The 21,795-nt window shown below is 71.0% G+C and carries 18 protein-coding genes, 2 tRNA genes and 1 pseudogene; 13 read left to right on the top strand and 8 right to left on the bottom strand.

The window, feature by feature from the left end:
* Positions 1-127 precede the first annotated feature (127 nt).
* Complete coding sequence (pepN, locus tag ABT106_RS23675) at positions 128-2,686, bottom strand: aminopeptidase N (protein WP_351280688.1); 2,559 nt, start codon at positions 2,684-2,686, stop codon at positions 128-130.
* Between the two features lie 128 nt (positions 2,687-2,814).
* On the opposite strand from pepN, the gene ABT106_RS23680 reads away from it, so the two are divergent.
* A complete protein-coding gene (locus ABT106_RS23680; RefSeq protein WP_351280691.1) occupies positions 2,815-3,462 on the top strand; it encodes a mycothiol-dependent nitroreductase Rv2466c family protein in 648 nt (215 codons plus the stop codon).
* A 237-nt stretch (positions 3,463-3,699) separates the two neighbouring features.
* On the opposite strand, the gene ABT106_RS23685 is transcribed toward ABT106_RS23680, so the two are convergent.
* From ABT106_RS23685 to ABT106_RS23695, 3 genes are all read right to left on the bottom strand, one after another.
* Entirely contained in the window at positions 3,700-4,359 is a 660-nt protein-coding gene (locus ABT106_RS23685) for a superoxide dismutase (RefSeq protein WP_351280693.1), read from the bottom strand.
* Between the two features lie 202 nt (positions 4,360-4,561).
* A complete protein-coding gene (locus tag ABT106_RS23690) occupies positions 4,562-5,977 on the bottom strand; it encodes an amino acid permease (protein WP_351280696.1) in 1,416 nt (471 codons plus the stop codon).
* 143 nt (positions 5,978-6,120) lie between these two features.
* Positions 6,121-7,503: an amino acid permease gene (locus ABT106_RS23695; protein ID WP_351280698.1), complete on the bottom strand. Its 1,383-nt coding sequence runs from the start codon at positions 7,501-7,503 to the stop codon at positions 6,121-6,123.
* A 230-nt stretch (positions 7,504-7,733) separates the two neighbouring features.
* Here ABT106_RS23695 and ABT106_RS23700 point away from each other — a divergent pair, with 230 nt between their 5' ends.
* Positions 7,734-8,327 carry a biotin transporter BioY gene (locus ABT106_RS23700; protein WP_351280701.1) on the top strand — a complete coding sequence of 198 codons (594 nt, stop codon included), beginning with the start codon at positions 7,734-7,736 and terminating at the stop codon, positions 8,325-8,327.
* A 113-nt stretch (positions 8,328-8,440) separates the two neighbouring features.
* On the opposite strand, the gene ABT106_RS23705 is transcribed toward ABT106_RS23700, so the two are convergent.
* Positions 8,441-9,880 (bottom strand): amino acid permease, encoded by a 1,440-nt coding sequence (locus ABT106_RS23705; protein WP_351280703.1) that lies wholly within the window; start codon positions 9,878-9,880, stop codon positions 8,441-8,443.
* A 219-nt stretch (positions 9,881-10,099) separates the two neighbouring features.
* Here ABT106_RS23705 and ABT106_RS23710 point away from each other — a divergent pair, with 219 nt between their 5' ends.
* The gene (locus ABT106_RS23710) at positions 10,100-10,585 is read left to right on the top strand and encodes a ribose-5-phosphate isomerase (RefSeq protein WP_030862238.1); all 486 of its coding nucleotides are present in this window, start codon (positions 10,100-10,102) and stop codon (positions 10,583-10,585) included.
* A gap of 114 nt (positions 10,586-10,699) precedes the next feature.
* The gene (locus ABT106_RS23715) at positions 10,700-11,506 is read left to right on the top strand and encodes an Fpg/Nei family DNA glycosylase (protein WP_351280707.1); all 807 of its coding nucleotides are present in this window, start codon (positions 10,700-10,702) and stop codon (positions 11,504-11,506) included.
* A 40-nt stretch (positions 11,507-11,546) separates the two neighbouring features.
* Here the strand turns inward: ABT106_RS23715 and ABT106_RS23720 are convergent, their stop codons facing one another.
* A complete protein-coding gene (locus tag ABT106_RS23720; RefSeq protein ID WP_351280709.1) occupies positions 11,547-12,782 on the bottom strand; it encodes a GNAT family N-acetyltransferase in 1,236 nt (411 codons plus the stop codon).
* A gap of 129 nt (positions 12,783-12,911) precedes the next feature.
* On the opposite strand from ABT106_RS23720, the gene ABT106_RS23725 reads away from it, so the two are divergent.
* The 4 genes from ABT106_RS23725 to ABT106_RS23740 all read left to right on the top strand — a co-directional run bounded on the left by ABT106_RS23725 (position 12,912) and on the right by ABT106_RS23740 (position 16,508).
* Positions 12,912-14,054, top strand: a complete 1,143-nt coding sequence (locus ABT106_RS23725; protein ID WP_351280712.1) for a SpoIIE family protein phosphatase — start codon at positions 12,912-12,914, stop codon at positions 14,052-14,054.
* Positions 14,055-14,305: 251 nt separating this feature from the next.
* On the top strand, positions 14,306-15,697 hold the full coding sequence (locus ABT106_RS23730) for a pyridoxal phosphate-dependent decarboxylase family protein (protein ID WP_351280714.1): 1,392 nt from the start codon (positions 14,306-14,308) through the stop codon (positions 15,695-15,697).
* Positions 15,694-16,149 (top strand): HD domain-containing protein, encoded by a 456-nt coding sequence (locus ABT106_RS23735; protein WP_351280716.1) that lies wholly within the window; start codon positions 15,694-15,696, stop codon positions 16,147-16,149. Before ABT106_RS23730 ends, ABT106_RS23735 begins: the two co-directional genes overlap by 4 nt.
* Before the next feature lie 164 nt (positions 16,150-16,313).
* Positions 16,314-16,508, top strand: coding sequence for a hypothetical protein (locus ABT106_RS23740; protein WP_351280718.1), 195 nt, complete (start codon positions 16,314-16,316; stop codon positions 16,506-16,508).
* A gap of 171 nt (positions 16,509-16,679) precedes the next feature.
* Here the strand turns inward: ABT106_RS23740 and ABT106_RS23745 are convergent.
* Positions 16,680-16,750, bottom strand: a tRNA-Gly gene (locus ABT106_RS23745).
* A 178-nt stretch (positions 16,751-16,928) separates the two neighbouring features.
* Here ABT106_RS23745 and ABT106_RS23750 point away from each other — a divergent pair.
* The 5 genes from ABT106_RS23750 (at position 16,929) to clpX (ending at position 21,664) form a co-directional block, all read left to right on the top strand.
* Positions 16,929-17,005: transfer RNA gene (locus ABT106_RS23750), tRNA-Pro, on the top strand.
* A gap of 186 nt (positions 17,006-17,191) precedes the next feature.
* A complete protein-coding gene (gene tig, locus ABT106_RS23755) occupies positions 17,192-18,604 on the top strand; it encodes a trigger factor (RefSeq protein WP_351280721.1) in 1,413 nt (470 codons plus the stop codon).
* Positions 18,605-18,878: 274 nt separating this feature from the next.
* Entirely contained in the window at positions 18,879-19,496 is a 618-nt protein-coding gene (locus ABT106_RS23760) for an ATP-dependent Clp protease proteolytic subunit (protein WP_053674923.1), read from the top strand.
* A gap of 56 nt (positions 19,497-19,552) precedes the next feature.
* On the top strand, positions 19,553-20,224 hold the full coding sequence (locus tag ABT106_RS23765) for an ATP-dependent Clp protease proteolytic subunit (protein ID WP_269287547.1): 672 nt from the start codon (positions 19,553-19,555) through the stop codon (positions 20,222-20,224).
* A 153-nt stretch (positions 20,225-20,377) separates the two neighbouring features.
* A complete protein-coding gene (gene clpX, locus ABT106_RS23770; RefSeq protein WP_267718592.1) occupies positions 20,378-21,664 on the top strand; it encodes an ATP-dependent Clp protease ATP-binding subunit ClpX in 1,287 nt (428 codons plus the stop codon).
* Between the two features lie 33 nt (positions 21,665-21,697).
* Here the strand turns inward: clpX and ABT106_RS23775 are convergent.
* Positions 21,698-21,781: pseudogene (locus ABT106_RS23775) on the bottom strand (RDD family protein); the annotation flags it as partial.
* Positions 21,782-21,795: the final 14 nt, after the last annotated feature.

The following is a 21,795-nucleotide window of genomic DNA, read 5'->3' on the forward strand; positions in this document are numbered from 1 at the left end:
CCCGCCACCCGCGGGGTATAATTCTGGGGCTTTCCACGGCGGTGGGGGCCCCGCCCCCCGGGGGGCTCCGGGCAGCACCTGGGGGGGGGGGCCCGGGGCCGGCCCCGGGCCCCCGGACCGTCACGGGTCAGACGGAGGCGTTCTCGTCACAGCGCTGGGCGCGCAGGGCGCGGGCCAGGTCGTCGCGGGACTCCAGGACCAGGCGCCGCAGGGCCGGCGGGGCCGCCGGGTGGGCGTCCAGCCAGGCGTCCGTGGCGCCGACCGTCTCCGCGGAGTCCTGGAGCGACGGGTAGAGACCCCTCACCACGTCCATCCCGATCTGGATCGACCGCTCGGCCCACACCCGTTCGAGAACCTCGAAGTACCGCCCGGTGTAGGCGGCCAGCAGCCCGCGCTGCGAGGACTGCTGCATGCCCGCGATCGTCGCCTCCACCAGCGCGTTCGACAGGCCGTCCGACTCGACCACCGCCGCCCACGCCTGGTCCTTGACCGCCGCGGACGGCCGCGCCGCCAGGCACCGCACCTGGTGCCGCTTGCCCGACGCGGTGTCGTCCCGGGCCAGTTCGGCGGCGAGCACGCCCTCGTCCACCGCCCCGTGCGCGGCGAGCGGCAGCAGGAAGTCCCACCGCAGCTCCTGGTCCACCTCCAGGCCGTCGATCCGCGCCGATCCGTCCAGCAGCCCCAGGAGCAACTGGAAGTCGCCCTCGGTCGCCGCGCCCGCCGCGAAGAACCGGGCCCAGGTGAGCTGGTGTTCCGACCCCGGCTCGGCCAGCCGCAGTTCGTGCAGCGCGCCCGCCGCCACCTCCCGGCCGCCCTCCTCGCGCCACCGCGGCGCCGCGTAGTGGGTGACCGCGGTGAGGGCCTGCGCGTGCACCATCTGCAGGACGCCCACCTCCGTTTCCCGGCCCGCGTGCGCCAGGACCAGCGCGACGAAGTCGCGCGCCGGCATCAGGCCGTCGCGCGTCAGGTTCCACAGGGCGGACCAGCACAGCGCCCGCGCGAGCGGGTCCGTGAGGTCGCCCAGGTGCGCGCGCAGCGTGGCCAGCGAGCCCTCGTCGAAGCGGATCTTGCAGTAGGTGAGGTCCTCGTCGTTGACCAGGATCAGGTCGGGCCGCTCGCTCCCGGCCAGTTCCGCCACCGCGGTCCGCGTGCCCACCACGTCGACACCGGCCCGCGCGTAGCGCACCAGGGTGCCGTCCGGCTCCAGCCGGTACAGGCCGACCGCGACCCGGTGCGGCCGGAGCTCCTCGCCCTCCTGGAGCACCGCCAGCTCGGTCACGCGCCCGCCCGCGTCGTACGTCACCACCGGGGTCAGCGCGTTCACGCCCGCGGTCTGGAGCCAGGCCCGCGACCACTCGGCCATGTCCCGCCCGGACACGTCCGCCAGCACCGACAGCAGGTCGTCCAGGGTGGTGTTCCCGTAGGCGTGGGCCTTGAAGTAGCGGCGCGCGCCCTCCAGGAAGGCGTCCCGTCCGACGTAGGCGACCAGCTGCTTGAGGACCGCGGCGCCCTTGGCGTACGTGATCCCGTCGAAGTTCAGCTTGGCGTCCTCCAGGTCACGGATGTCGGCCGTGATCGGGTGCGTGGACGGCAGCTGGTCGGCCCGGTAGGCCCACGCCTTGCGGCTGTTGGCGAAGGTCACCCACGCCTGGTCGAAGCGGGTGGCCTCGACCAGCCCGAAGGAGCCCATGAAGTCCGCGAAGGACTCCTTCAGCCACAGGTCGTCCCACCACTTCATGGTGACCAGGTCGCCGAACCACATGTGCGCCATCTCGTGGAGGATGACGTTCGCGCGGCGCTCGTAGGCGGCCTGCGTGACCTTGCCGCGGAAGATGTACTCCTCCCGGAAGGTCACCATCCCCGGGTTCTCCATCGCGCCCAGGTTGTACTCGGGCACGAAGGCCTGGTCGTACTTCCCGAAGGGATACGGGTAGTCGAAGATCTCGTGGAAGAGGTCGAAGCCCTGCTTCGTCACGAGGAACACGTCCTCCGCGTCGAAGTGCTTCGCCAGCGCCTTGCGGCACATCGCGCCCAGCGGGATCGTCAGGTCCCCGCGGGTGTAGGAGTCCGTGACGTAGTGGTACGGCCCGGCCACCACGCACGTGATGTACGTGGAGATCGGCGCGGTCTCGGCGAACCGCCGGACCTCGCCCTGACGGGACTCCTCGGCGCCGTTGCTCCACACCTGCCAGCCCGCGGGCGCCGTCACCTCGAAGCGGTACGGCGCCTTCAGGTCCGGCTGCTCGAAGTTCGCGTACACCCGGCGGGCGTCCGCCGGCTCGTACTGGGTGTAGAGGTAGACCTCGCCGTCCTCCGGGTCCACGAACCGGTGCATGCCCTCGCCGGTCCGGCTGTACGCGCAGTTCGCGTCCACCACCAGGACGTTCTCGGCGTCCAGGCCGGCCAGTGCGATCCGCGACCCGTCGAAGACGGCCGACGGGTCCAGCGCGCGCCCGTTGAGGGTCACGGAGTTCACCGAGGGCGCGATCAGGTCCGCGAAGGTGGCGGAGCCCGGGGCCGTGGCCCGGAAGCGGATCGTCGTCACCGAGCGGAAGGTCCGGGGACCCTGGGCCGGTTCGGCCTCCTCGACGGCGGACCGGAGGTCGAGGACCACCTCGTAGCCGTCGACGGACAGCAGCTCGGCCCGCCCACGGGCCTCGTCGCGGGACAGATTCTCTCCGGGCACCTGCACTCCTTCGTGCGTGATCGCGTTCTTCCGACGAATCCTCGCACGGGGGAATGCGCGGGACTCCGGCCTGGTTGGCGACGGAGGACGTGGTCCCAGTGATGCCTTTGTCTGACTTGAGGAGAGACATGACCGACACCCAGGTGCGCGAGAAGACTCCGGTCGACTTCTGGTTCGACCCGCTCTGCCCTTGGGCGTGGATGACGTCGCGCTGGATGGTGGAGGTCGAGAAGGTCCGCGACGTCGAGGTCCGCTGGCACGTGATGAGCCTGGCCGTCCTCAACGAGAACAAGCTCGAGGAGCTCCCCGAGACCTACCGCGAGCTGCTCGGCCCCAAGGGCTGGGCCCCGGTGCGCGTGGTCGTGGCGGCCCAGCAGAAGCACGGCGCCGAGGTCACCGGCAAGCTCTACACCGCACTCGGCACCAAGATCCACAACGAGGGCCACGGCCCGACCCGCGAGGTCATCGCCGCGGCGCTGGACGAGGTCGGCCTCCCGGCCGAGCTGCTCGCGTACGCCGACTCCGACGAGTACGACGAGGTGCTGCGGGCCTCCCACAACGACGGCATCGACCGCGTGGGCCAGGAAGTCGGCACCCCGGTGATCTCCGTTCCCGGCGCCGAGGGCGACGACGTGGCCTTCTTCGGGCCGGTCGTCACCCCGACCCCGCGCGGCGAGGCCGCCGCCCGGCTGTGGGACGGCACCCTGCTCGTCGCCTCCACGCCGGGCTTCTACGAGATCAAGCGCACCCGTACCCAGGGCCCCTCCTTCGAGTAGCCCGCCCCGGCCGTCCGTCGATCCGGCCGTCCGTCCGTCCGTCCGGCCGTCCGTCCGTCCGTCCGGCCGTCCGTCCGTCCGTCCGGCCGGCCGGACGCACGCCCGACCGGTCGGCGGCCGCCGCCGAGCACGCAGAAGGCCCCCGCGAGTCATGTCCTCGCGGGGGCCTTCTGGTGGACACGCCCGCACGTGAAGGGTGAGAAGACGATCACGAGGCGGACGGGCGGGTGGCGCCGATCAGGCCGTGCCGGCCGGGATCAGCAGCGGGGTGTTCGCCTTGGCGTCGGCGTAGCGCTTGGCCACGTCCTGCCAGTTGACGACGTTCCACATGGCCTCGATGAAGTCCACCTTCTGGTTCTTGTACTGAAGGTAGAAGGCGTGCTCCCAGGCGTCGAACACCAGGATCGGCACGGAGGCCTGGCCCACGTTGCCCTGGTGGTCGTAGATCTGCTCGACGATCAGACGTCCGCTGATGGGCTCGTACGCGAGCACGCCCCAGCCGGAGCCCTGCGTCGCGGAGGACGCGAAGGTCAGCTGCTTGCGGAAGGCGGCGAAGGAGCCGAAGGACTCCGTGATGGCGGCCGGCAGGTCGCCGAGGCCGTCCTTCTCGTCCGGGACGCCGCCGCCGTCACCGGTCGTGGGACTGGCCATGTTGTGCCAGTAGATGCTGTGCAGGATGTGGCCGGAGAGGTGGAACGCGAGGTTCTTCTCCAGGCCGTTCAGCGCGCCCCAGTTCTCCTTGTCGCGCGCCTCCTCCAGCTGTTCCAGCGTGGTGTTGGCGCCCGCGACGTAGGCCGCGTGGTGCTTGTCGTGGTGCAGTTCGATGATCTGCGGGTTGATCACCGGCTCCAGCGCCGCGTAGTCGTAAGGAAGCTCAGGAAGCGTGTAAATGGCCATGCGTGTGTCCGGTCCCCTCAGCGTGCCAACTGCTTATTGCAATCAATGCGCAACTGCACGCTAGCAGTATCTATTCCAGGTCACATGTAAGGGTTACCTCTCCTGTCAAGTCCTCCGGAATGCCGGAGGCCGGGCCCATGCGTTCGCATGAGCCCGGCCTCTGACCTGCCGTCCGGCGGGGGTGTCGCGCCGGACGGGAGCCTTATCGCGCCGTGCGGGCGGCCGCCCGGCGCTGGAGGGCCCAGCCGGTCGCCGCGAGGGCGACGGTCAGCCCGCCGGTGAAGACGACCTGCACCCGGGTGTCCGCGTCCAGCGCCATCAGCGCCAGGACTGCGGCCACTGCGGCGAGCGCCACCCACGTCAGGTACGGGAAGCCCCACATCCGCACGACCAGCTTCCCGGGGGCCTCGCGCTCCAGCCGGCGGCGCAGCACGAGCTGGGAGACGGCGATGAAGCCCCAGACGACGAGGATGACCCCGCCGACCATGTTCAGCAGCCAGGCGAACAGGGTGTCCGGGTACCAGTAGGAGAGGAGCACGGTGGCGAAGCCGAAGCCGGAGGAGGCGAGCACCGCGCGGCGCGGCACCCGGCCGGTGACCTTGGCCAGCGCCTTCGGGCCCTGGCCGCGGGCGACGAGGGAGTAGGCCATGCGGGAGGAGCCGTAGATGTTGGCGTTCATCGCGGACAGCAGCGCGATCAGGATGACCACGTTCATGATCTCGCCGGCCGCGGGGATGCCCAGGTGGTCCAGGGTGGCCGCGTACGGGCCGTCCTGCGTGACGGCCGGGTCGTTCCACGGCAGCAGGGTCACGATGACCAGCATCGAGCCGACGTAGACGATGGCGATCCGCCACATCGTGGTCCGCACGGCCCGGGCGACGCCCTTGACCGGGTTCTCCGACTCGGCGGCCGCGATGGTCACGGTCTCCAGGCCGCCGAACGCGACGACCGAGGCGAGCAGGCCGACCAGCAGGCCGTCCACGCCGCCCGGCAGGAAGCCGCCGTCGTGCAGGAGGTTGGCGGTGCCGGGGGAGTCCGTGCCGGGCAGGACGCCCAGCACGGCGAGCACGCCCAGGCCCAGGAAGAGGCCGATCGCGCCGATCTTCAGGGCGGCGAACCAGAACTCGAACTCGCCGAAGTTCTTCACGGCGGCCAGGTTGGACCCGCAGAACAGGGCCATGAAGACCAGCACCCACATCCACGAGGGGGTGCCCGGGAACCAGCCGGTCACGATGTGCGCCGCGCCGATGGCCTCGATGGCCACGCCCACGCACAGCAGCGTCCAGAACATCCACCCCGCGGTGAACCCGGCCCAGGGCCCGATCGCCCGCTCCGCGTGTACGGAGAAGGAGCCGGAGGCGGGATCGGCGGCGGACATCTCGCCGAGCATCCGCATCACGAACATCACGAGCAGCCCGGACGCCGCGTACGCCAGCACGATCGAGGGACCGGCGGCCGCGATGCCGGCGCCGGAGCCGACGAAGAGGCCCGCGCCGATGACGCCGCCGAGGGCGATCATCGAAAGGTGGCGCTGCTTCAGTCCGTTGCCGAGGGGGGAGCCGGCGTCGGCCTGCGGCGGCGCCTGCTGCTCGGGGTGCGTGATCGTGCGCTGACTCATGCGCCCAGTGTGCCGATCGTCCGATAATCGGACGTTGCGTGTCCAGCATGCGGACACGTGTTCCATCGCCCGTGATCCTCCCCGTACGAGGCGCGGGTGCCCGGGGCCTTCGGATGCCGGGCGCCCGCGGTGCGTGTCGGGCGTCAGGCGGCCCGGCGCGCGCGGATCTCCCGCATCCACGCCACCAGCAGGACCAGGACGGCGGCACCGGTCGACCACAGCAGCTGCGGCCGGGCCGAGTCGTCGAACAGCATCAGCACCAGCACCGCCGCCATGCCGATCAGCGCGGCCCACGTGAGGTACGGGAACAGCCACATCGGCAGCGTGAGCCGCTCCGGCATGTCCCGCTCGATGATCCGGCGCAGCCTCAGCTGCGAGACCGCGATCAGCGCCCACACGAACAGCAGCACCGCGCCGACCGCGTTGAGCATGTAGAGGAAGATCGTCTCCGGCCACAGCAGGTTCAGCACCACCGACACGAACCCGAAGGCCACCGAGGCGAAGACGGCCCGGCGCGGTACCCCGCCGTCCGAGACCTTCAGCAGCGACGACGGCGCCTCGCCCCGCTCGGCCAGCGAGAACACCATGCGCGAGGAGCCGTACAGGTTCGCGTTCAGCGCCGACAGCAGGGCCACGAACACCACGATGTTCATGATCTGGCCGGCCGCCGGGATGCCGATGGAGTCCAGCGCGGCGACGTACGGGCTCTCGCCGGGCTCCAGCGAGTCCCACGGCAGCAGGGTCACGATGACCAGCATCGAGCCGACGTAGAAGAAGAGGATGCGCCACACCGCGCTGCGCACCGCGCGGGCCACGGAGCGGGCCGGGTCCTGCGATTCGGCGGCCGCGATCGTGACGACCTCCAGACCGCCGAAGGCGAAGACGACGGCGAGCATGCCGGCGACCACCCCGCCCATGCCGGCGGGGAAGAACCCGCCCTGGCCGGTCAGGTTGGCCATGCCGACCGGATCGGTGTCGGGGAGCAGGCCGAAGATCGCCAGGGTCCCCAGGATCAGGAACAGCACGATCGCGCCGACCTTGAGGGCGGCGAACCAGAACTCGAACTCGCCGAAGTTCTTCACGGCGGCCAGGTTGCTCACGGTGAAGACCACCATGAAGATCAGCACCCAGACCCACTGGTCCACCGACGGCAGCCAGCCGTTCGCGATCTTCGCGGCGCCGGTCGCCTCCACGGCCAGCACCACGACCAGCAGGAACCAGTAGAGCCAGCCCGCCGAGAAGCCGGCCCAGCGCCCCAGCGCCTTCTCCGCGTACACGGAGAAGGAGCCCGAGGCGGGCATGGCGGCGGACATCTCGCCGAGCGCCCGCATCACCAGCATCGCCAGGACGCCCGCGAGCAGGTAGGAGCAGATGATCGCCGGACCGGCGATCCCGATGCCCGCTCCGGAGCCGACGAACAGCCCGGCGCCGATCACGCCGCCGAGGCCCAGCATGGTCAGGTGGCGCTGCTTGAGGCCGTGGCTCAGGGGTTCCGCCGGGAGGTCCGACAGGGGTGCTTGTGACATTCCGACAGTGTCTCCGAGTCAGGAGCGGCGACGCAAAACGGACCTCACGCGCTTATCGCAGGGGTGATCCGCATCACTTCGGGCGCTCTGGTTACCTCTGGGTAGAGGCTTTTTGTGAACTCCCCACCACTGCGGGGATCATCGCTTTGTGCCGGGTGGCGGTGGGACCGGACGGGAGGCGGGGTTAGCGTCACGGTGTCCCGGTCGAACCCCTCACCCTCGGAGCCACGATGAGCACCGCTTCCGCCTCGCCCGCCGTCTTCCGGCCCGGCGCCGTCCTCGCCGACCTGCTGCCCGCGAGCCGCGTCCGCGACATCACGCTCGTGGTCGGCGGAGCCGCGCTCACCGGGCTCGCCGCGCAGATCGCCGTACCGGTTCCCGGCTCCCCGGTCCCCGTCACCGGGCAGACCTTCGCCGCGCTGCTCGTGGGCACGGCCTTCGGCGCCCGCCGCGGCTTCCTCGCGCTCGCCCTGTACGCCCTCGTCGGCGCGGCCGGGATGCCGTGGTTCGCGAACGGCACCTCCGGAGCCGGCGGGGCCTCCTTCGGCTACGTGCTCGGCATGCTGCTGGCCGCCACCGTCGTCGGCGCCCTCGCGCGCCACGGCGCGGACCGCTCGGTCCTGCGCACCGCGGGCACGATGGTGCTCGGCTCGGCCGTGATCTACGCGGTCGGCGTGCCCTACCTGATGGCCTCGACCGGGATGTCCCTGACCGCGGCCGTCGCGGCGGGCCTGACCCCGTTCCTGATCGGCGACGCGCTCAAGGCCGCGCTGGCGATGGGCGCCCTGCCGGCCGCCTGGAAGCTGGTGGGCCGCCGCGGCTGAGCGGCCCGTCCCCTCAGTACGCCGGCTGTACAGCAGCCCCGGACCGCGAGCGGCGGTCCGGGGCTGCTGACGTTCCGGGGCGGCGGCCGGGCGGGCCGCGCCGCCCTCGCGGGTTACACCGACGCGCGCTCGGCGGCCTTGCGGCGGCCGTCGCGGAACACGCCGACCGACAGCACCACGGCCGCGACCAGCAGCGACAGCACGACGACCTGGCGGTTGGCGTCGTCGAAGAGCATGTAGCCCAGGACGAAGACGATCATCGCGGCGGTGGCGTAGGTCAGGTACGGGAAGAGCCACATCTTGACGGTCAGCTTCTCCGGCGCCTCGCGGACCAGGATCTTGCGCATCCGCAGCTGCGTCAGGCAGATCACCAGCCACACGAAGAGGGCGACCGCGCCCGAGGAGTTCAGCAGGAAGTTGAAGACCGTGTCCTTGAAGGCGTAGTTGAAGTAGACGGCGACGAAGCCGAACACGACGGAGCCCAGGATCGCGGCGACGGGCACGCCTCGCTTGTTGACCTTCGCGAACGCCTTCGGGGCGTCACCGCGCTCGCCCAGCGAGAACGCCATGCGGGAGGCGGTGTAGAGGCCCGAGTTCAGGCAGGACAGCACGGCCGTCAGGACGATCACGTTCATGATCTGCCCGGCGTGCGCGATGCCGATGGAGTCCAGGGCGGCGACGTACGAGCCCTTCTCCAGGATCGACTTGTCGTTCCACGGCAGCAGGGTGATGACGACGAAGATCGAGCCCAGGTAGAAGACGCCGATGCGCCAGATCACCGAGTTGGTGGCCTTGGTGACCGCGCGGCGCGGGTCCTCGGACTCGCCGGCGGCCAGGGTGACGATCTCGCTGCCCATGAAGGAGAAGACGACCATCAGCACACCGGTGAGGATCGCGCCCCAGCCGTTGGGCATGAACCCGCCGGCGTCGGTGAGGTGGGCGAAGCCCGCGCCCGGGTTGTCCGAGCCCGGCAGGACGCCGAAGACGGCCAGCAGACCGACGATCACGAAGCCGCCGATGGCGACGACCTTGATGCCCGCGAACCAGAACTCGAACTCGCCGTACGAGGCGACCGAGCCCAGGTTGGTGACGGTCAGCACCGCCATCACGATCAGCGCCCAGGCCCACTGCGGAACGGCAGGGATCCAGCTTTCGAGGATCACCGCGCCGGCGGTGGCCTCCACGGCCAGCACCACGACCCAGAAGAACCAGTACAGCCAGCCGATGGAGAAGCCGGCCCAGCGGCCGAGCGCCCGGTCGGCGTAGGCGGAGAACGAGCCCGAGTTCGGGCTGGCGGCGGCCATCTCGCCCAGCATCCGCATCACGAAGACCACCATCGCGCCGACGAGCGCGTAGGAGACCAGGATGGCGGGGCCGGCCTTGGCGATGCCGCCGCTGGAGCCGACGAAGAGGCCGGCGCCGATGACACCGCCGATGGCGATCATGGACAGGTGGCGGTTCTTGAGGCCGGCCTTCAGACCGTCTGACGGCTGGGCGCCACCGGGGTCACCGGAGGAGTCGCCTGCCTTCTGAAGGGTCGTCGTGGAGCTCATGGACGGTTCCTTAGGTTCTCGGGTTGCGAGCCCCGGCATTCAAACCTGAGATGAACGCGGTGCGGAAGACCTCAGTCCGGATCGTTGCGTTGGGATGAACGTCCAGGACCTCGGTCCTGCCGTGTCCCATCTGCGTTGTTTGGGTTTACTTGAGCTTTAGAAGTGACTTACGCGACACCCGCCGCCCGCCGTCGGCCCGGCGCGTGCCACACTCGACCCATGCGCGTGTACCTCGGATCCGACCATGCCGGCTTTGAGCTCAAGAACCACCTGGTGGACTGGCTCAAGAACAACGGCCACGAGCCCGTCGACTGCGGGCCCCACATCTACGACGCGGTGGACGACTACCCGCCGTTCTGCCTGCGGGCCGCGGAGAAGACCGCCGCCGACGCCGACGGCCTCGGCATCGTGATCGGCGGCTCCGGCAACGGTGAGCAGATCGCCGCGAACAAGGTCAAGGGTGTCCGCGCCATCCTGGCGTGGAGCGTCGAGACCGCCAAGCTCGGCCGCGAGCACAACAACGCCAACGTGATCTCCGTCGGCGGCCGGATGCACACCCAGGACGAGGCCGTCAGCTTCATCGAGGCTTTCCTGGCGACCCCGTACTCGGGCGAGGAGCGCCACACCCGGCGCATCGAGATGCTCTCCGCCTACGAGCAGACCGGCGAGCTCCCCCCGATCCCGGCCCACCACCCGCAGGGCTGATCCCGCTCTCCGGCCGTGCCGCCCCCCCAGGGGGTGGCACGGCCGTTGTCATGCCGTCCCGCGCCGTAGGCGCCGTCCCGCGTCGTACCGCCGCCGCTTCCGAGGAGCCCAGCCGTGCCCGAGGGGCATACGATCCACCGCCTCGCCCAGGACCACACCGAGCGGTTCGCCGCCCGGCCGGTCCGGGTCACCAGCCCCCAGGGGCGGTTCGCGCGGAGCGCGGCCCTGCTCGACGGGCGGGTACTGGACAGTGCCGAGGCGCACGGCAAGCACCTCTTCCTGGAACTGGGCGACGCCTGGATCCACATCCACCTCGGCCTCTTCGGGAAGCTCGGCTTCGGCCCCGCCCCGGCGCCGCCCGCGACCGACACGGTCCGGCTGCGCCTGCTGAACGGCGAGCACTACGCCGACCTGCGCGGCCCGACCGCCTGCGCGCTGATCGGTGAGGGCGAGAAGAAGGAGATACACGACCGGCTCGGCCCCGACCCGCTGCGGCCGGGCGACGACCCGGACCGGGCCTGGGCCCGGATCTCGCGTTCGCGCAGCACCGTCGCCGCCCTGCTCATGGACCAGAAGGTCGTCGCGGGCGTCGGCAACGTCTACCGGGCCGAGGTCCTCTTCCGGCACGGCATCGACCCGTACCGCCTGGGCCGGGACCTGCGGCGGGCCGAGTGGGACGGAATGTGGGACGACCTCGTCGTGCTGATGCGCGAGGGCGTGCGGAACAACCGGATCGACACCGTCCGTGACGAACACCTGCCCGAGGCCATGGGGCGTCCGCCGCGGGTGGACGACCACGGCGGCGAGGTGTACGTCTACCGCCGGGCGAACCTCCCCTGCCACATCTGCGGGGGCGAGATCCGCACCGCCGACCTCGCCGCCCGCAACCTCTTCTGGTGCCCCGCCTGCCAGTCCCGCTAGGGGGTCTCCCAGGGCCGGGAGCCCGCCCCGCGGATCAGGATCAGAACCCGTGCGGGAGCCAGGGGGCCACGTCCCCCGCGAACGCGCGCGAGGCCGCCGCCAGGGCGCCCGGCCGCGGTTCGCGCACCCGGCCCGCCGCCCCGAGCGAGGCGAGCGTGACGCCGCCCAGGTACGCCGAGCCCAGCTCCCGTACCGACAGCGCCAGCTCCGCCGGATCCCCGGACCGCGCGCACCGCGCACCGCCCTTCGCGTCGGCGGTCAGCCGCCACCGCCCCGCGTTCCACGGGCAGAACGCGTCCTCCACCTCAAGCACCACGTCCAGCGGGGCCCCGTACGTCCGCGCCTCCAGCGCCGCCGGAAGGTCCACCAGCCGCAGGTGCAGCGAGTCCCGGAAGCGCGGCCGCGACCGGCGGACGTCGCTGACCAGGTGGAGCACCGGATCGTCCACCGGCCGCCGGTTCGCCCGTACCGTCCAGGTCAGGTCGATCCCGAAGAGGTAGCGCCACAGCGCCGCGTACGCCGCCGGGTCCAGCGCGTCCAGATCGAAGACGTCCACGCGCCCCTGGGACCCCGACAGGTCCCACTCGGGGGTGACCCGGTAGCGGGCGTACCCGGCCACCGCGCCGTCCGGCCCCTCGGCGACCACGCACTTCAGCGGCGACCCGCCGGCCCGCATCGCGGGGACGTCCAGCAGCGCCTGGCGCTCCCAGCCCGGCTGCCGGGCGGGCATCCCGGGCCGCCCCGGCACCAGAGCCGCGTACACCCGCTCGCAGTCGGCGAGCGCCTCTTCCGGGTCGGCGAGGCGCAGCCGCACCGCGTCCGTGCCGGGCGGCGCGTCCAGGCGCACCCGGCTCGTGTCGACGTCCACGGCGAGGGAGTACGCCGCGGTGCCGTAGCCGAAGCGCCCGTAGATCGCCGGGTCCGACGCCGTCAGCACGGCGACCGGTTCGCCGGCCGCCCGCACGTCGTCCAGCTGGCGCCGCATCAGGGAGGTGAGCACCCCGCGCCGCCGGTGGGTGGGGGAGACACCCACCATCGTCACCCCGGCCGCGGGCACCAGCGTGCCGCCCGGGACCGAGAGCCGGAAGGTGAAGGCTCCGGCCGAACCCACGCACGTCCCGCCGTCCCAGACGCCGAGCGAACGTTCCGCCTCCGTCAGCGACGCGTAGAGCTTCCGCTCCTGCGGGGACTCCGGCACACCACCGAACGCCAGTTCCAGCTGGTCGTACCAGACATCCCACTCATCGGGCTGCAATACGCGCATCTCAAGGGCCATGTGCCCATCCCTATCAGGGCATTCCGTCGCAGTCGACGGCTTTTCGGGCGTCCGGGTACCGCGGGCCGGGCCCCAGGTCCGGGGGTACCCCTGCGCATCCACAGCCGGGATGGATAGGGTCCCGAAGCAATGGCCGGAGCACATGTCGAGACCCTCACGGCCCGGATGCGCATGCTGTGGCACCGGGCACGCACCGCACTGCGCAAATCCGCCGTCGACTACTTCCGCGGCGACGCCTCCGACTGGCTGGCGTTCGGCGGTCTCCTCCTCACCATTCCCGCGATCGCGTGCGGCACGCTCATGCTTCCCGTCTGGTTCTCGCCCTCCGCGCTCGTCCTGCCGATCGTCGCGGGCGGCCTGCTGCTGCGGCCGGCCAGCCTGCTCGCCCTGTACGCGGCCTCCGCCGCCGCGCTGATCGTCGAGGCCCTCGTCCTCGGCCCGTACACCCAGGGCCCGGCGCGGGTCACCCCCGGCACCGTGCTGGTCGTCGCGGCCTGCGGGTTCTTCGGGCTCGTCATCGCGCAGTTCCGCAGCCGCGTCGGCGTGCCCTGGAGGCGCGGCGGCACCATGCTCTTCGATCTGCGCGAACGGATCCGGGTCCAGAGCAAGCTGCCCGCCCTGCCGCGCGGCTGGCACCGCGAGATGGCCCTGCGCCCGGCCGGCGGCCAGTCCTTCTCCGGCGACTTCGTCGTCGCCGCCCGCACCAACGGCGGACGGACCCTGGAGATCGTCCTCACCGACGTCTCCGGCAAGGGCATGGAGGCGGGCTCCCGCGCCCTGCTCCTCTCCGGCGCCTTCGGCGGACTGCTCGGCGCGCTGCCCCCGCACGGCTTCCTGCCCGCCGCCAACGGCTACCTGCTCCGCCAGGACTGGGACGAGGGCTTCGCCACCTCCATCCACCTGGTGCTGGACCTGGAGACCGGCGACTACGAACTCCTCTCCGCCGGCCACCTCCCCGCGCTCCAGCTCTCCGCCGGCACCGGGCGCTGGCAGGAGAAGACCGGCGAGGGTCCGCTGCTCGGCGTCTACGACGGGGCCGAGTTCACCCCGGCGCGCGGCAACCTGCGGCGCGGGGACGTCCTGATGCTCTTCACCGACGGGCTCGTCGAGACCTCCGACCGCGACATCAGCGAGGGCATCGACCGCCTCACCGGGGAGGCCGACCGCTACGTCGCCGCGGGCTGGGACGGGGCCGCCTGGCACCTGATCGAGAAGGTCGCCAAGGACGTCAACGACGACCGGGCCCTCCTCCTGATCCGCCGCTCGGCGTAACCGGTCCCGGGGCGGGACGACCGGCCCCGGGGCGACCGCCCGAGGCTCGGTACGCCACCGGCTCTCGGCGCCCGGCTCCCGGCCCCTGCCCCGGTTCCCGGCCCCGGCTTCCGGAGCCCGGCGTCCGGCCCCGGCTTCCGGAGCCCGGCTTCCGCGGGCCCGGGGCGGCGTGCCGCGCCGTAGACCGCCGCGGGCCACTCGTCCCGGATTGGCCCGCCCAGCCCGCCCGGGCGGGCGCCTACCGTGCCCCCATGGACCGCACGCTCGCCGCCGACCTCGCCCGGCTCCCCGACCTCCTCGACGCGACCCGCCGCGCCGCCACCGCCGCGCTGGAGACCCTGGACACGCGCCCCGTCGTACCGGCCGCCGCCGCGCCGCCGAACGACCCCGGGCCCCTCCCCGAGCACGGCACCGGCGCGGCCGCCGCCCTGGCCGCCTTCCAGGAGCGCTGGGCACCCCGCCTGTCGGCCTCGGCGGGCCCCCGTTACCTCGGCTTCGTCACCGGAGGGGCCACCCCCGCCGCCCTCGCCGGGGACTGGCTCACCGCCGCCCACGACCAGAACTCCAACTCCGCCCTCGACGGCGGGGGCCAGGACCTCGAACGCGAGACCGTCGGCTGGCTCCGCGACCTGTTCGGCCTCTCCGCCGCCCACTCCGGCACGTTCGTCAGCGGCGCCACCATGTCCAACACCACCGGCCTGGCCATCGCCCGCGAATGGCTGGGCGAACGGGCCGGCGTCTCCCCGGCCGAGGACGGGGTGGCGGCCCTCGGCCGGGTCCGCGTCCTCTCCGCCGCCCCGCACTCCTCGATCGCCAAGGCCCTCTCCGTCCTCGGCCTGGGCCGAGGCTCCCTCGTACGGGTCCCCACGCTGCCCGGCCGCGAGGCCGTGGATCCGGCCGCCCTCGACCGGGCCCTCGCCGACACGAACGGCCCGGCCGTGGTCGTCGCCAACGCGGGCACCGTCAACACGGTCGACTTCGACGACCTCCCGGCCGTCTCCGCCCTCAAGGCCCGGCACGACTTCTGGCTGCACACCGACGCGGCCTTCGGCGCCTTCGCCGCCCTCTCCCCGGCCCACGCCCACCTCGCCGCCGGCCTCGACGCCTCCGACTCGCTCTGCGTCGACCTCCACAAGTGGCTGAACGTCCCCTACGACAGCGCCGTCCAGTTCACCCGCCGGCAGGACCTCCAGGCCCGCGTCTTCCAGAACTCCGCCGCCTACCTCGGCCCCCTCGGCGATCACCCCGACCTGGTCCACCTCACCCCCGAGAACTCCCACCGGCTGCGCGCCCTCGCCGCCTGGTTCACGCTCCGCGCGTACGGCCGCGAGGGCCACCGGGAGATCGTCGAGCGCGACATCGACTGCGCCCGCGTCCTCGGCGAGCGGCTGTCCGCCGACCCGGCCTTCCGCCTCCTCGCCCCGGTCCGCCTGAACGTGGTCTGCTTCACCCTCGCCGAGGACCCCACCCCCGCCCGGCTCGCGGCGCTCCGGGAGGCCGCCGCGCCGGAGGTCTTCGTCACCCCCACCCACTACGCGGGAACCCCGGCCCTGCGCGCCGCGTTCTCCAACTGGCGTACCACGCGGGCGGACGCGCACCGGGCCGCCGAGGCACTCCGTACGGCAGCAAGGGAGACCGCATGACGCAGCAGCCCCTCACCCTCCTCGAGGTCGAGGCCCTCGCCCGCGCCGCGCACGAGGGCCAGACCGACAAGTCGGGCCGGCCGTACGCCGAGCACCTCGCGGCCGTGGCCGAGGGCGTCCGTCTGCGCGGCGGCACCCCCGACCAGCAGGCGGCGGCCTGGCTCCACGACGCGATCGAGGACGAGGCCCTCAGCCTCACCTGGCTGGACGCGGCCGCCCTGCCGCAGCCGGTGAAGGAGATGGTCCTCGCGGTCACCAAGCGCCCCGGCGAACCGCTGGAGACGTACGCGGCCCGCATCCTGGCGACGCCGGGCGCCCTCCTGGTCAAGGAGTCCGACCTCGCGCACAACGCAGACCCCGTACGGCTCTCCGTACTGGACGGCCCCACCCGCGAGCGGCTGACCGCGAAGTACGCCCACGTCCGCGCCCTCCTCGGCCTCACGGCCCCGTAACGACCGCTCCGTGCCCGAAATGTGCTTAAGGCGCGCACGTTTGACGGAAACAGAACAGTGGTGATTCGTCACGGGACGGATAGGTGGGGCCCGTTGGTGGGAGGATGGTGCGTGGGGGCGTGCGCCCCGGGCCGACCAGGGGACGACCGAAGGTGTGATCAGTAGTGGCCATTTCGCTGTCAGTGGTGGTTCTGTTGGCGGTCATCCTGGTGGTGCTGATCCGCGGCAACCACATCAAGGCGGGCCCGGCCATCGTCGCGGCCCTCTTCGGATTCTTCCTGGCGTCCAGCTCGATCGCGGACGACGTGAACCGCTTCCTGAACTCCCTCGCCTCGATGATCGCGAACATCAAGCTCTAGCCGTCCGCGCGGCAGGGGACCGGACCGGGGAAGCATCCTCCGGCCCGGCCCTCGCGCATGGCCCAGGAGCCCAGGACACCCACGGGCGGCCCCGGACCGGCGCCGCCCCCCGGGGAAAGACGAAGGGCCAGGTCGAGGAGATGTCCTCTGACCTGGCCCTTTTCGCTTCAGAGCGGGTGACGGGAATCGAACCCGCGTAGCTAGTTTGGAAGACTAGTGCTCTACCATTGAGCTACACCCGCAACGCGCGCCCACCGGTCCGGGGACCGTGGCACGGACAGCATCCTAGCGGGTCGCGCCGGGCAAACGCACACCGCATTGCGCGGCCGTGGCGGCGCGTGCCGACGGGACGTGGGCGTGGGCCTGGGCAATACCGTGCGTCGGAGGGTCTCCGGGCATGTACCCTACGTGTCGCACCGACGGGGTGTGGCGCAGCTTGGTAGCGCGTCCGCTTTGGGAGCGGAAGGTCGTCGGTTCGAATCCGGCCACCCCGACCACCGGCAGCGTCTCCTCAGATCCACAGAGGGCCGCCACAAGATCGCGTTGTGGGCTGATTGCCGCTTGCGGTTACTATGCAAGCTGCGTGCCCGTGTGTCTGATGTACCGGGCCGAAGTCCGCCGGAACCGCTGAATCACAGCGCGAAGGCAGAACCCCCAGCAGTCAGCCACAAGGAGACCGAACCGTGAAGAGCGCCGTGGAGACCCTGAACCCGACTCGGGTTCGGCTCACTGTTGAGGTGCCCTTCGAGGAGCTCAAGGACAGCCTCGACGCGGCGTACAAGAAGATCAACCAGCAGGTCACGGTGAAGGGCTTCCGCAAGGGCAAGATCCCTGCCCGCGTCATCGACCAGCGCTTCGGCCGCGGTGCGGTGCTGGAGGAGGCCGTCAACGACGCCCTCCCGAAGTTCTACACCGAGGCGGTCAACGAGGCCGACCTGAACCCGCTGGGCCAGCCCGAGGTCGACATCACGGAGCTGAAGGACGGCGAACTGCTGGCCTTCACCGCCGAGGTCGACGTGCGCCCCGAGATCGAGATCCCGGACTACTCCGGCATCGAGGTCGAGGTCGACGCCATCGAGGTGTCCGACGAGGACATCGAGAAGGCCGTCGAGCAGCTCCGCGGCCGCTTCGCGTCCACCAAGGACGTCGAGCGCGCTGCCGAGGACGGCGACGTCGTCACCCTCGACCTCGAGGCCAAGGTCGACGGCGAGGTCCTGGAGGACGGCGTCGCGTCCGACGTGTCCTACACCATCGGCTCGGGCGAGCTCCTCGAGGGCATCGACGAGGCCGTCAAGGGCCTGGAGGCCGGTGGCGAGGCCACCTTCACCTCCCAGCTGAAGGGCGGCTCCGCCGAGGGCAAGGACTCCGAGGTCACCGTCAAGGTCACCAAGGTCTCCGCCCGTGAGCTGCCGGAGCTGGACGACGAGTTCGCGCAGATGGCGAGCGAGTTCGACACCCTCGAGGACCTCAAGGCCGACAGCCGCAAGCGCCTCGAGAACCAGAAGCAGTTCGACCAGGCCACGCAGGCCCAGGAGCGCGTCCTGGAGAAGCTGCTGGAGCTCGTCGAGGTGCCGATCCCCGAGAAGCTCCTCGCGGACGAGGTCCAGACCCGCAAGCACAACCTCGAGCACCACCAGCTCGGCCAGATGGGTCTGACCATCGAGAAGTACCTGGAGTTCCAGGGCAAGACGGTCGAGGAGTTCGACGCCGAGACCTCCGAGCAGGCCGTCAAGGGCATCAAGACCCAGTTCGTCCTCGACGCGCTGGTCAACAAGGAGAAGCTGGGCGTCAACCAGGAGGAGCTCACCGAGCACCTCATGCGGCGTGCGCAGTCCTCCGGCATGTCCCCCGACCAGTTCGCCCAGGCCGTCGTCGAAGGCGGCCAGGTCCCGATGCTGGTCGGCGAGGTCGCCCGCGGCAAGGCGCTCGCGGTCGTCGTCGAGTCCGCCAAGGTCGTCGACACGAAGGGCGAGGTCATCGACCTCTCCGACGACGAGGACGAGGACGAGGCCCAGGCGGTCGCCGAGGTCGAGACGGCCTCCGCCGACGCCGACGAGGACAAGGCCGACGAGGACAAGGCCGAAGAGGCCAAGTAACACCCCGGGCGCAGCCCGCTGAGCAGTGCTGGAAGGGCCCGGACGCCGTAGCGTCCGGGCCCTTCCGCACAGCCCCCCGGGCGTGCCCGCACCTTGCGCTCCGAGCGAACAGTTCGGGAAGCGGGATGGCGTTGTCCTACCTGCGCGTTAGGGTCCATGAATACGAGGGCACGGGAGTACCCGGAGCCGGCGGACTTGTCCGCACCGGTCGGGCCGGGCCCGAGAACGAGACGCTGAGACGGCACATGGCCGTCGGAGACGAGCAGGTGGATACGTGACGAATCTGAAGCCTTACGCCGCGGGTGAGCCGTCCATCGGCGGCGGCCTCGGCGACCATGTCTACAACCGGCTGCTCGGCGAGCGCATCATCTTCCTCGGCCAGCAGGTCGACGACGACATCGCGAACAAGATCACGGCGCAGCTCCTCCTCCTGGCCGCCGAGCCGGAGAAGGACATCTTCCTGTACATCAACAGCCCCGGCGGCTCGGTGACGGCCGGCATGGCGGTCTACGACACCATGCAGTACATCCCGAACGACGTCGTCACCATCGGTATGGGCATGGCGGCCTCCATGGGGCAGTTCCTGCTCACCGGCGGCGCCAAGGGCAAGCGCTTCGCCCTGCCGAACACCGACATCCTGATGCACCAGGGTTCGGCCGGCATCGGCGGTACCGCGTCGGACATCAAGATCCAGGCCCAGTACCTGCTGCGCACCAAGCAGCGCATGGCCGAGATCACCGCGTTCCACTCGGGCCAGACTGTCGAGGCGATCATCCGCGACGGTGACCGCGACCGTTGGTTCACCTCCGAGGAGGCCAAGGAGTACGGCCTCATCGACGAGATCATCTCGGCCGCGTCCAACGTTCCGGGCGGCGGCGGCACCGGGGCCTGATCCCCGGCACCACCCGTCAGTACCCGGCAGCCGACAGCCCGCAGAACGCCACCAGGATGGTGAACACCTCGATGTACATGAACAACCTCTCTCCCGCGAGCGGCCTCCACACCGGTCCGCAGGTGGACAACCGCTACGTCATCCCGCGCTTCGTCGAGCGCACCTCGCAGGGCGTGCGCGAGTACGACCCGTACGCGAAGCTCTTCGAGGAGCGTGTGATCTTCCTCGGCGTGCAGATCGACGACGCCTCCGCCAACGACGTCATGGCGCAGCTGCTGTGCCTGGAGTCGATGGACCCGGACCGCGACATCTCGATCTACATCAACAGCCCCGGCGGCTCCTTCACCGCGCTGACGGCGATCTACGACACCATGCAGTTCGTGAAGCCGGACATCCAGACGGTCTGCATGGGCCAGGCGGCCTCCGCCGCCGCGGTCCTGCTCGCCGCCGGCACCCCCGGCAAGCGCATGGCCCTGCCGAACGCCCGCGTGCTGATCCACCAGCCCTCCGGCGGCACCGGTCGCGAGCAGCTCTCCGACCTGGAGATCGCGGCCAACGAGATCCTGCGCATGCGCGACCAGCTGGAGACCATGCTGGCCAAGCACTCGACGACGCCGATCGAGAAGATCCGCGACGACATCGAGCGCGACAAGATCCTCACGGCCGAGGGCGCGCTGGAGTACGGCCTGATCGACCAGATCATCTCCACCCGCAAGAGCTCGGCCTGATCCTTGCCGCCAGTTGGCGTGGGCACGCTGCCGCATTCGGCGATGTGAACCACGTCAAGGGGGCCCCGCACGGGGCCCCCGGCAAGGTACCGTCGGATATGAGGCACCAGGAGCGCTGAACCAGGCGTCTCCCAGGCGAAGGGGAAGCACCTCGTGGCACGCATCGGTGACGGCGGCGACCTGCTCAAGTGCTCGTTCTGCGGAAAGAGCCAGAAGCAGGTGAAGAAGCTCATCGCAGGACCCGGTGTGTACATCTGCGACGAGTGCATCGACCTCTGCAACGAGATCATCGAAGAGGAACTCGCGGAGACCTCGGAGGTCCGGTGGGAGGAACTCCCCAAGCCCCGTGAGATCTACGAGTTCCTGGAGAGCTACGTCGTCGGCCAGGAGCCGGCGAAGAAGGCGCTCTCCGTAGCGGTCTACAACCACTACAAGCGGGTCCAGGCCGGTGAGAACGGCGGCGGCACGGGCCGTGACGACGCGATCGAGCTCGCGAAGTCCAACATCCTGCTGCTGGGTCCGACCGGTTCGGGCAAGACCCTGCTGGCGCAGACGCTCGCGCGCATGCTGAACGTCCCGTTCGCCATCGCCGACGCCACGGCGCTGACGGAGGCCGGGTACGTCGGCGAGGACGTCGAGAACATCCTGCTCAAGCTGATCCAGGCGGCCGACTACGACGTCAAGAAGGCCGAGACCGGGATCATCTACATCGACGAGATCGACAAGGTCGCCCGCAAGAGCGAGAACCCGTCGATCACCCGCGATGTGAGCGGCGAGGGCGTGCAGCAGGCCCTCCTGAAGATCCTGGAAGGCACGACCGCCTCCGTCCCGCCGCAGGGTGGCAGGAAGCACCCGCACCAGGAGTTCATCCAGATCGACACCACGAACGTGCTCTTCATCGTGGGCGGCGCCTTCTCCGGCCTGGAGAAGATCATCGAGTCGCGTGCGGGAGCCAAGGGCATCGGCTTCGGGGCGACGATCCGCTCGAAGCGCGAGATCGAGGCCAGCGACCAGTTCCACGAGGTCATGCCGGAGGACCTGGTGAAGTTCGGGATGATCCCCGAGTTCATCGGCCGCCTGCCCGTCCTGACCTCCGTGCACAACCTGGACCGCGAGGCCCTGCTCCAGATCCTGATCGAGCCGCGAAACGCGCTGGTGAAGCAGTACCAGCGCCTGTTCGAACTCGACGGCGTGGAGCTGGACTTCGAGCGCGAGGCGCTGGAGGCCATCGCGGACCAGGCGATCCTCCGCCAGACCGGCGCGCGCGGCCTGCGCGCCATCATGGAAGAGGTCCTGATGTCGGTGATGTACGAGGTCCCGTCCCGCAAGGACGTGGCCCGCGTGGTCATCACCTCGGACGTGGTCCGCTCCAACGTCAACCCGACGCTGGTTCCGCGGATCGTCCCGAAGGACCAGGGCCCGCACGAGAAGTCGGCCTAGCCGCACGGCAGTACGCGAGAGGGGCGCCCCCCGCCGGGAGCCGAAGTCGACGCCCATGTCCTCGGCGGCCGCGCGGGGGCCCGAGAGCCACGATCCGATTGCTTGCCTGTTGTCCACCCGAACACGGTACC

This window comes from Streptomyces sp. NPDC002044 (assembly GCF_040296725.1).
Taxonomy (GTDB): domain Bacteria; phylum Actinomycetota; class Actinomycetes; order Streptomycetales; family Streptomycetaceae; genus Streptomyces; species Streptomyces antarcticus.

Bases quoted from the DNA above. Each gene is read 5' to 3' on its own strand.
- ABT106_RS23730 (WP_351280714.1), top strand. From the start codon at position 14,306: ATGGACCGCACGCTCGCCGCCGACCTCGCCCGGCTCCCCGACCTCCTC.
- ABT106_RS23765 (WP_269287547.1), top strand. From the start codon at position 19,553: ATGGTGAACACCTCGATGTACATGAACAACCTCTCTCCCGCGAGCGGC.
- ABT106_RS23700 (WP_351280701.1), top strand. From the start codon at position 7,734: ATGAGCACCGCTTCCGCCTCGCCCGCCGTCTTCCGGCCCGGCGCCGTC.
- ABT106_RS23690 (WP_351280696.1), bottom strand. From the start codon at position 5,977: ATGAGTCAGCGCACGATCACGCACCCCGAGCAGCAGGCGCCGCCGCAG.
- ABT106_RS23685 (WP_351280693.1), bottom strand. From the start codon at position 4,359: ATGGCCATTTACACGCTTCCTGAGCTTCCTTACGACTACGCGGCGCTG.
- ABT106_RS23695 (WP_351280698.1), bottom strand. From the start codon at position 7,503: ATGTCACAAGCACCCCTGTCGGACCTCCCGGCGGAACCCCTGAGCCAC.
- ABT106_RS23680 (WP_351280691.1), top strand. From the start codon at position 2,815: ATGACCGACACCCAGGTGCGCGAGAAGACTCCGGTCGACTTCTGGTTC.
- ABT106_RS23725 (WP_351280712.1), top strand. From the start codon at position 12,912: ATGGCCGGAGCACATGTCGAGACCCTCACGGCCCGGATGCGCATGCTG.
- ABT106_RS23710 (WP_030862238.1), top strand. From the start codon at position 10,100: ATGCGCGTGTACCTCGGATCCGACCATGCCGGCTTTGAGCTCAAGAAC.
- ABT106_RS23735 (WP_351280716.1), top strand. From the start codon at position 15,694: ATGACGCAGCAGCCCCTCACCCTCCTCGAGGTCGAGGCCCTCGCCCGC.
- ABT106_RS23705 (WP_351280703.1), bottom strand. From the start codon at position 9,880: ATGAGCTCCACGACGACCCTTCAGAAGGCAGGCGACTCCTCCGGTGAC.
- ABT106_RS23720 (WP_351280709.1), bottom strand. From the start codon at position 12,782: ATGGCCCTTGAGATGCGCGTATTGCAGCCCGATGAGTGGGATGTCTGG.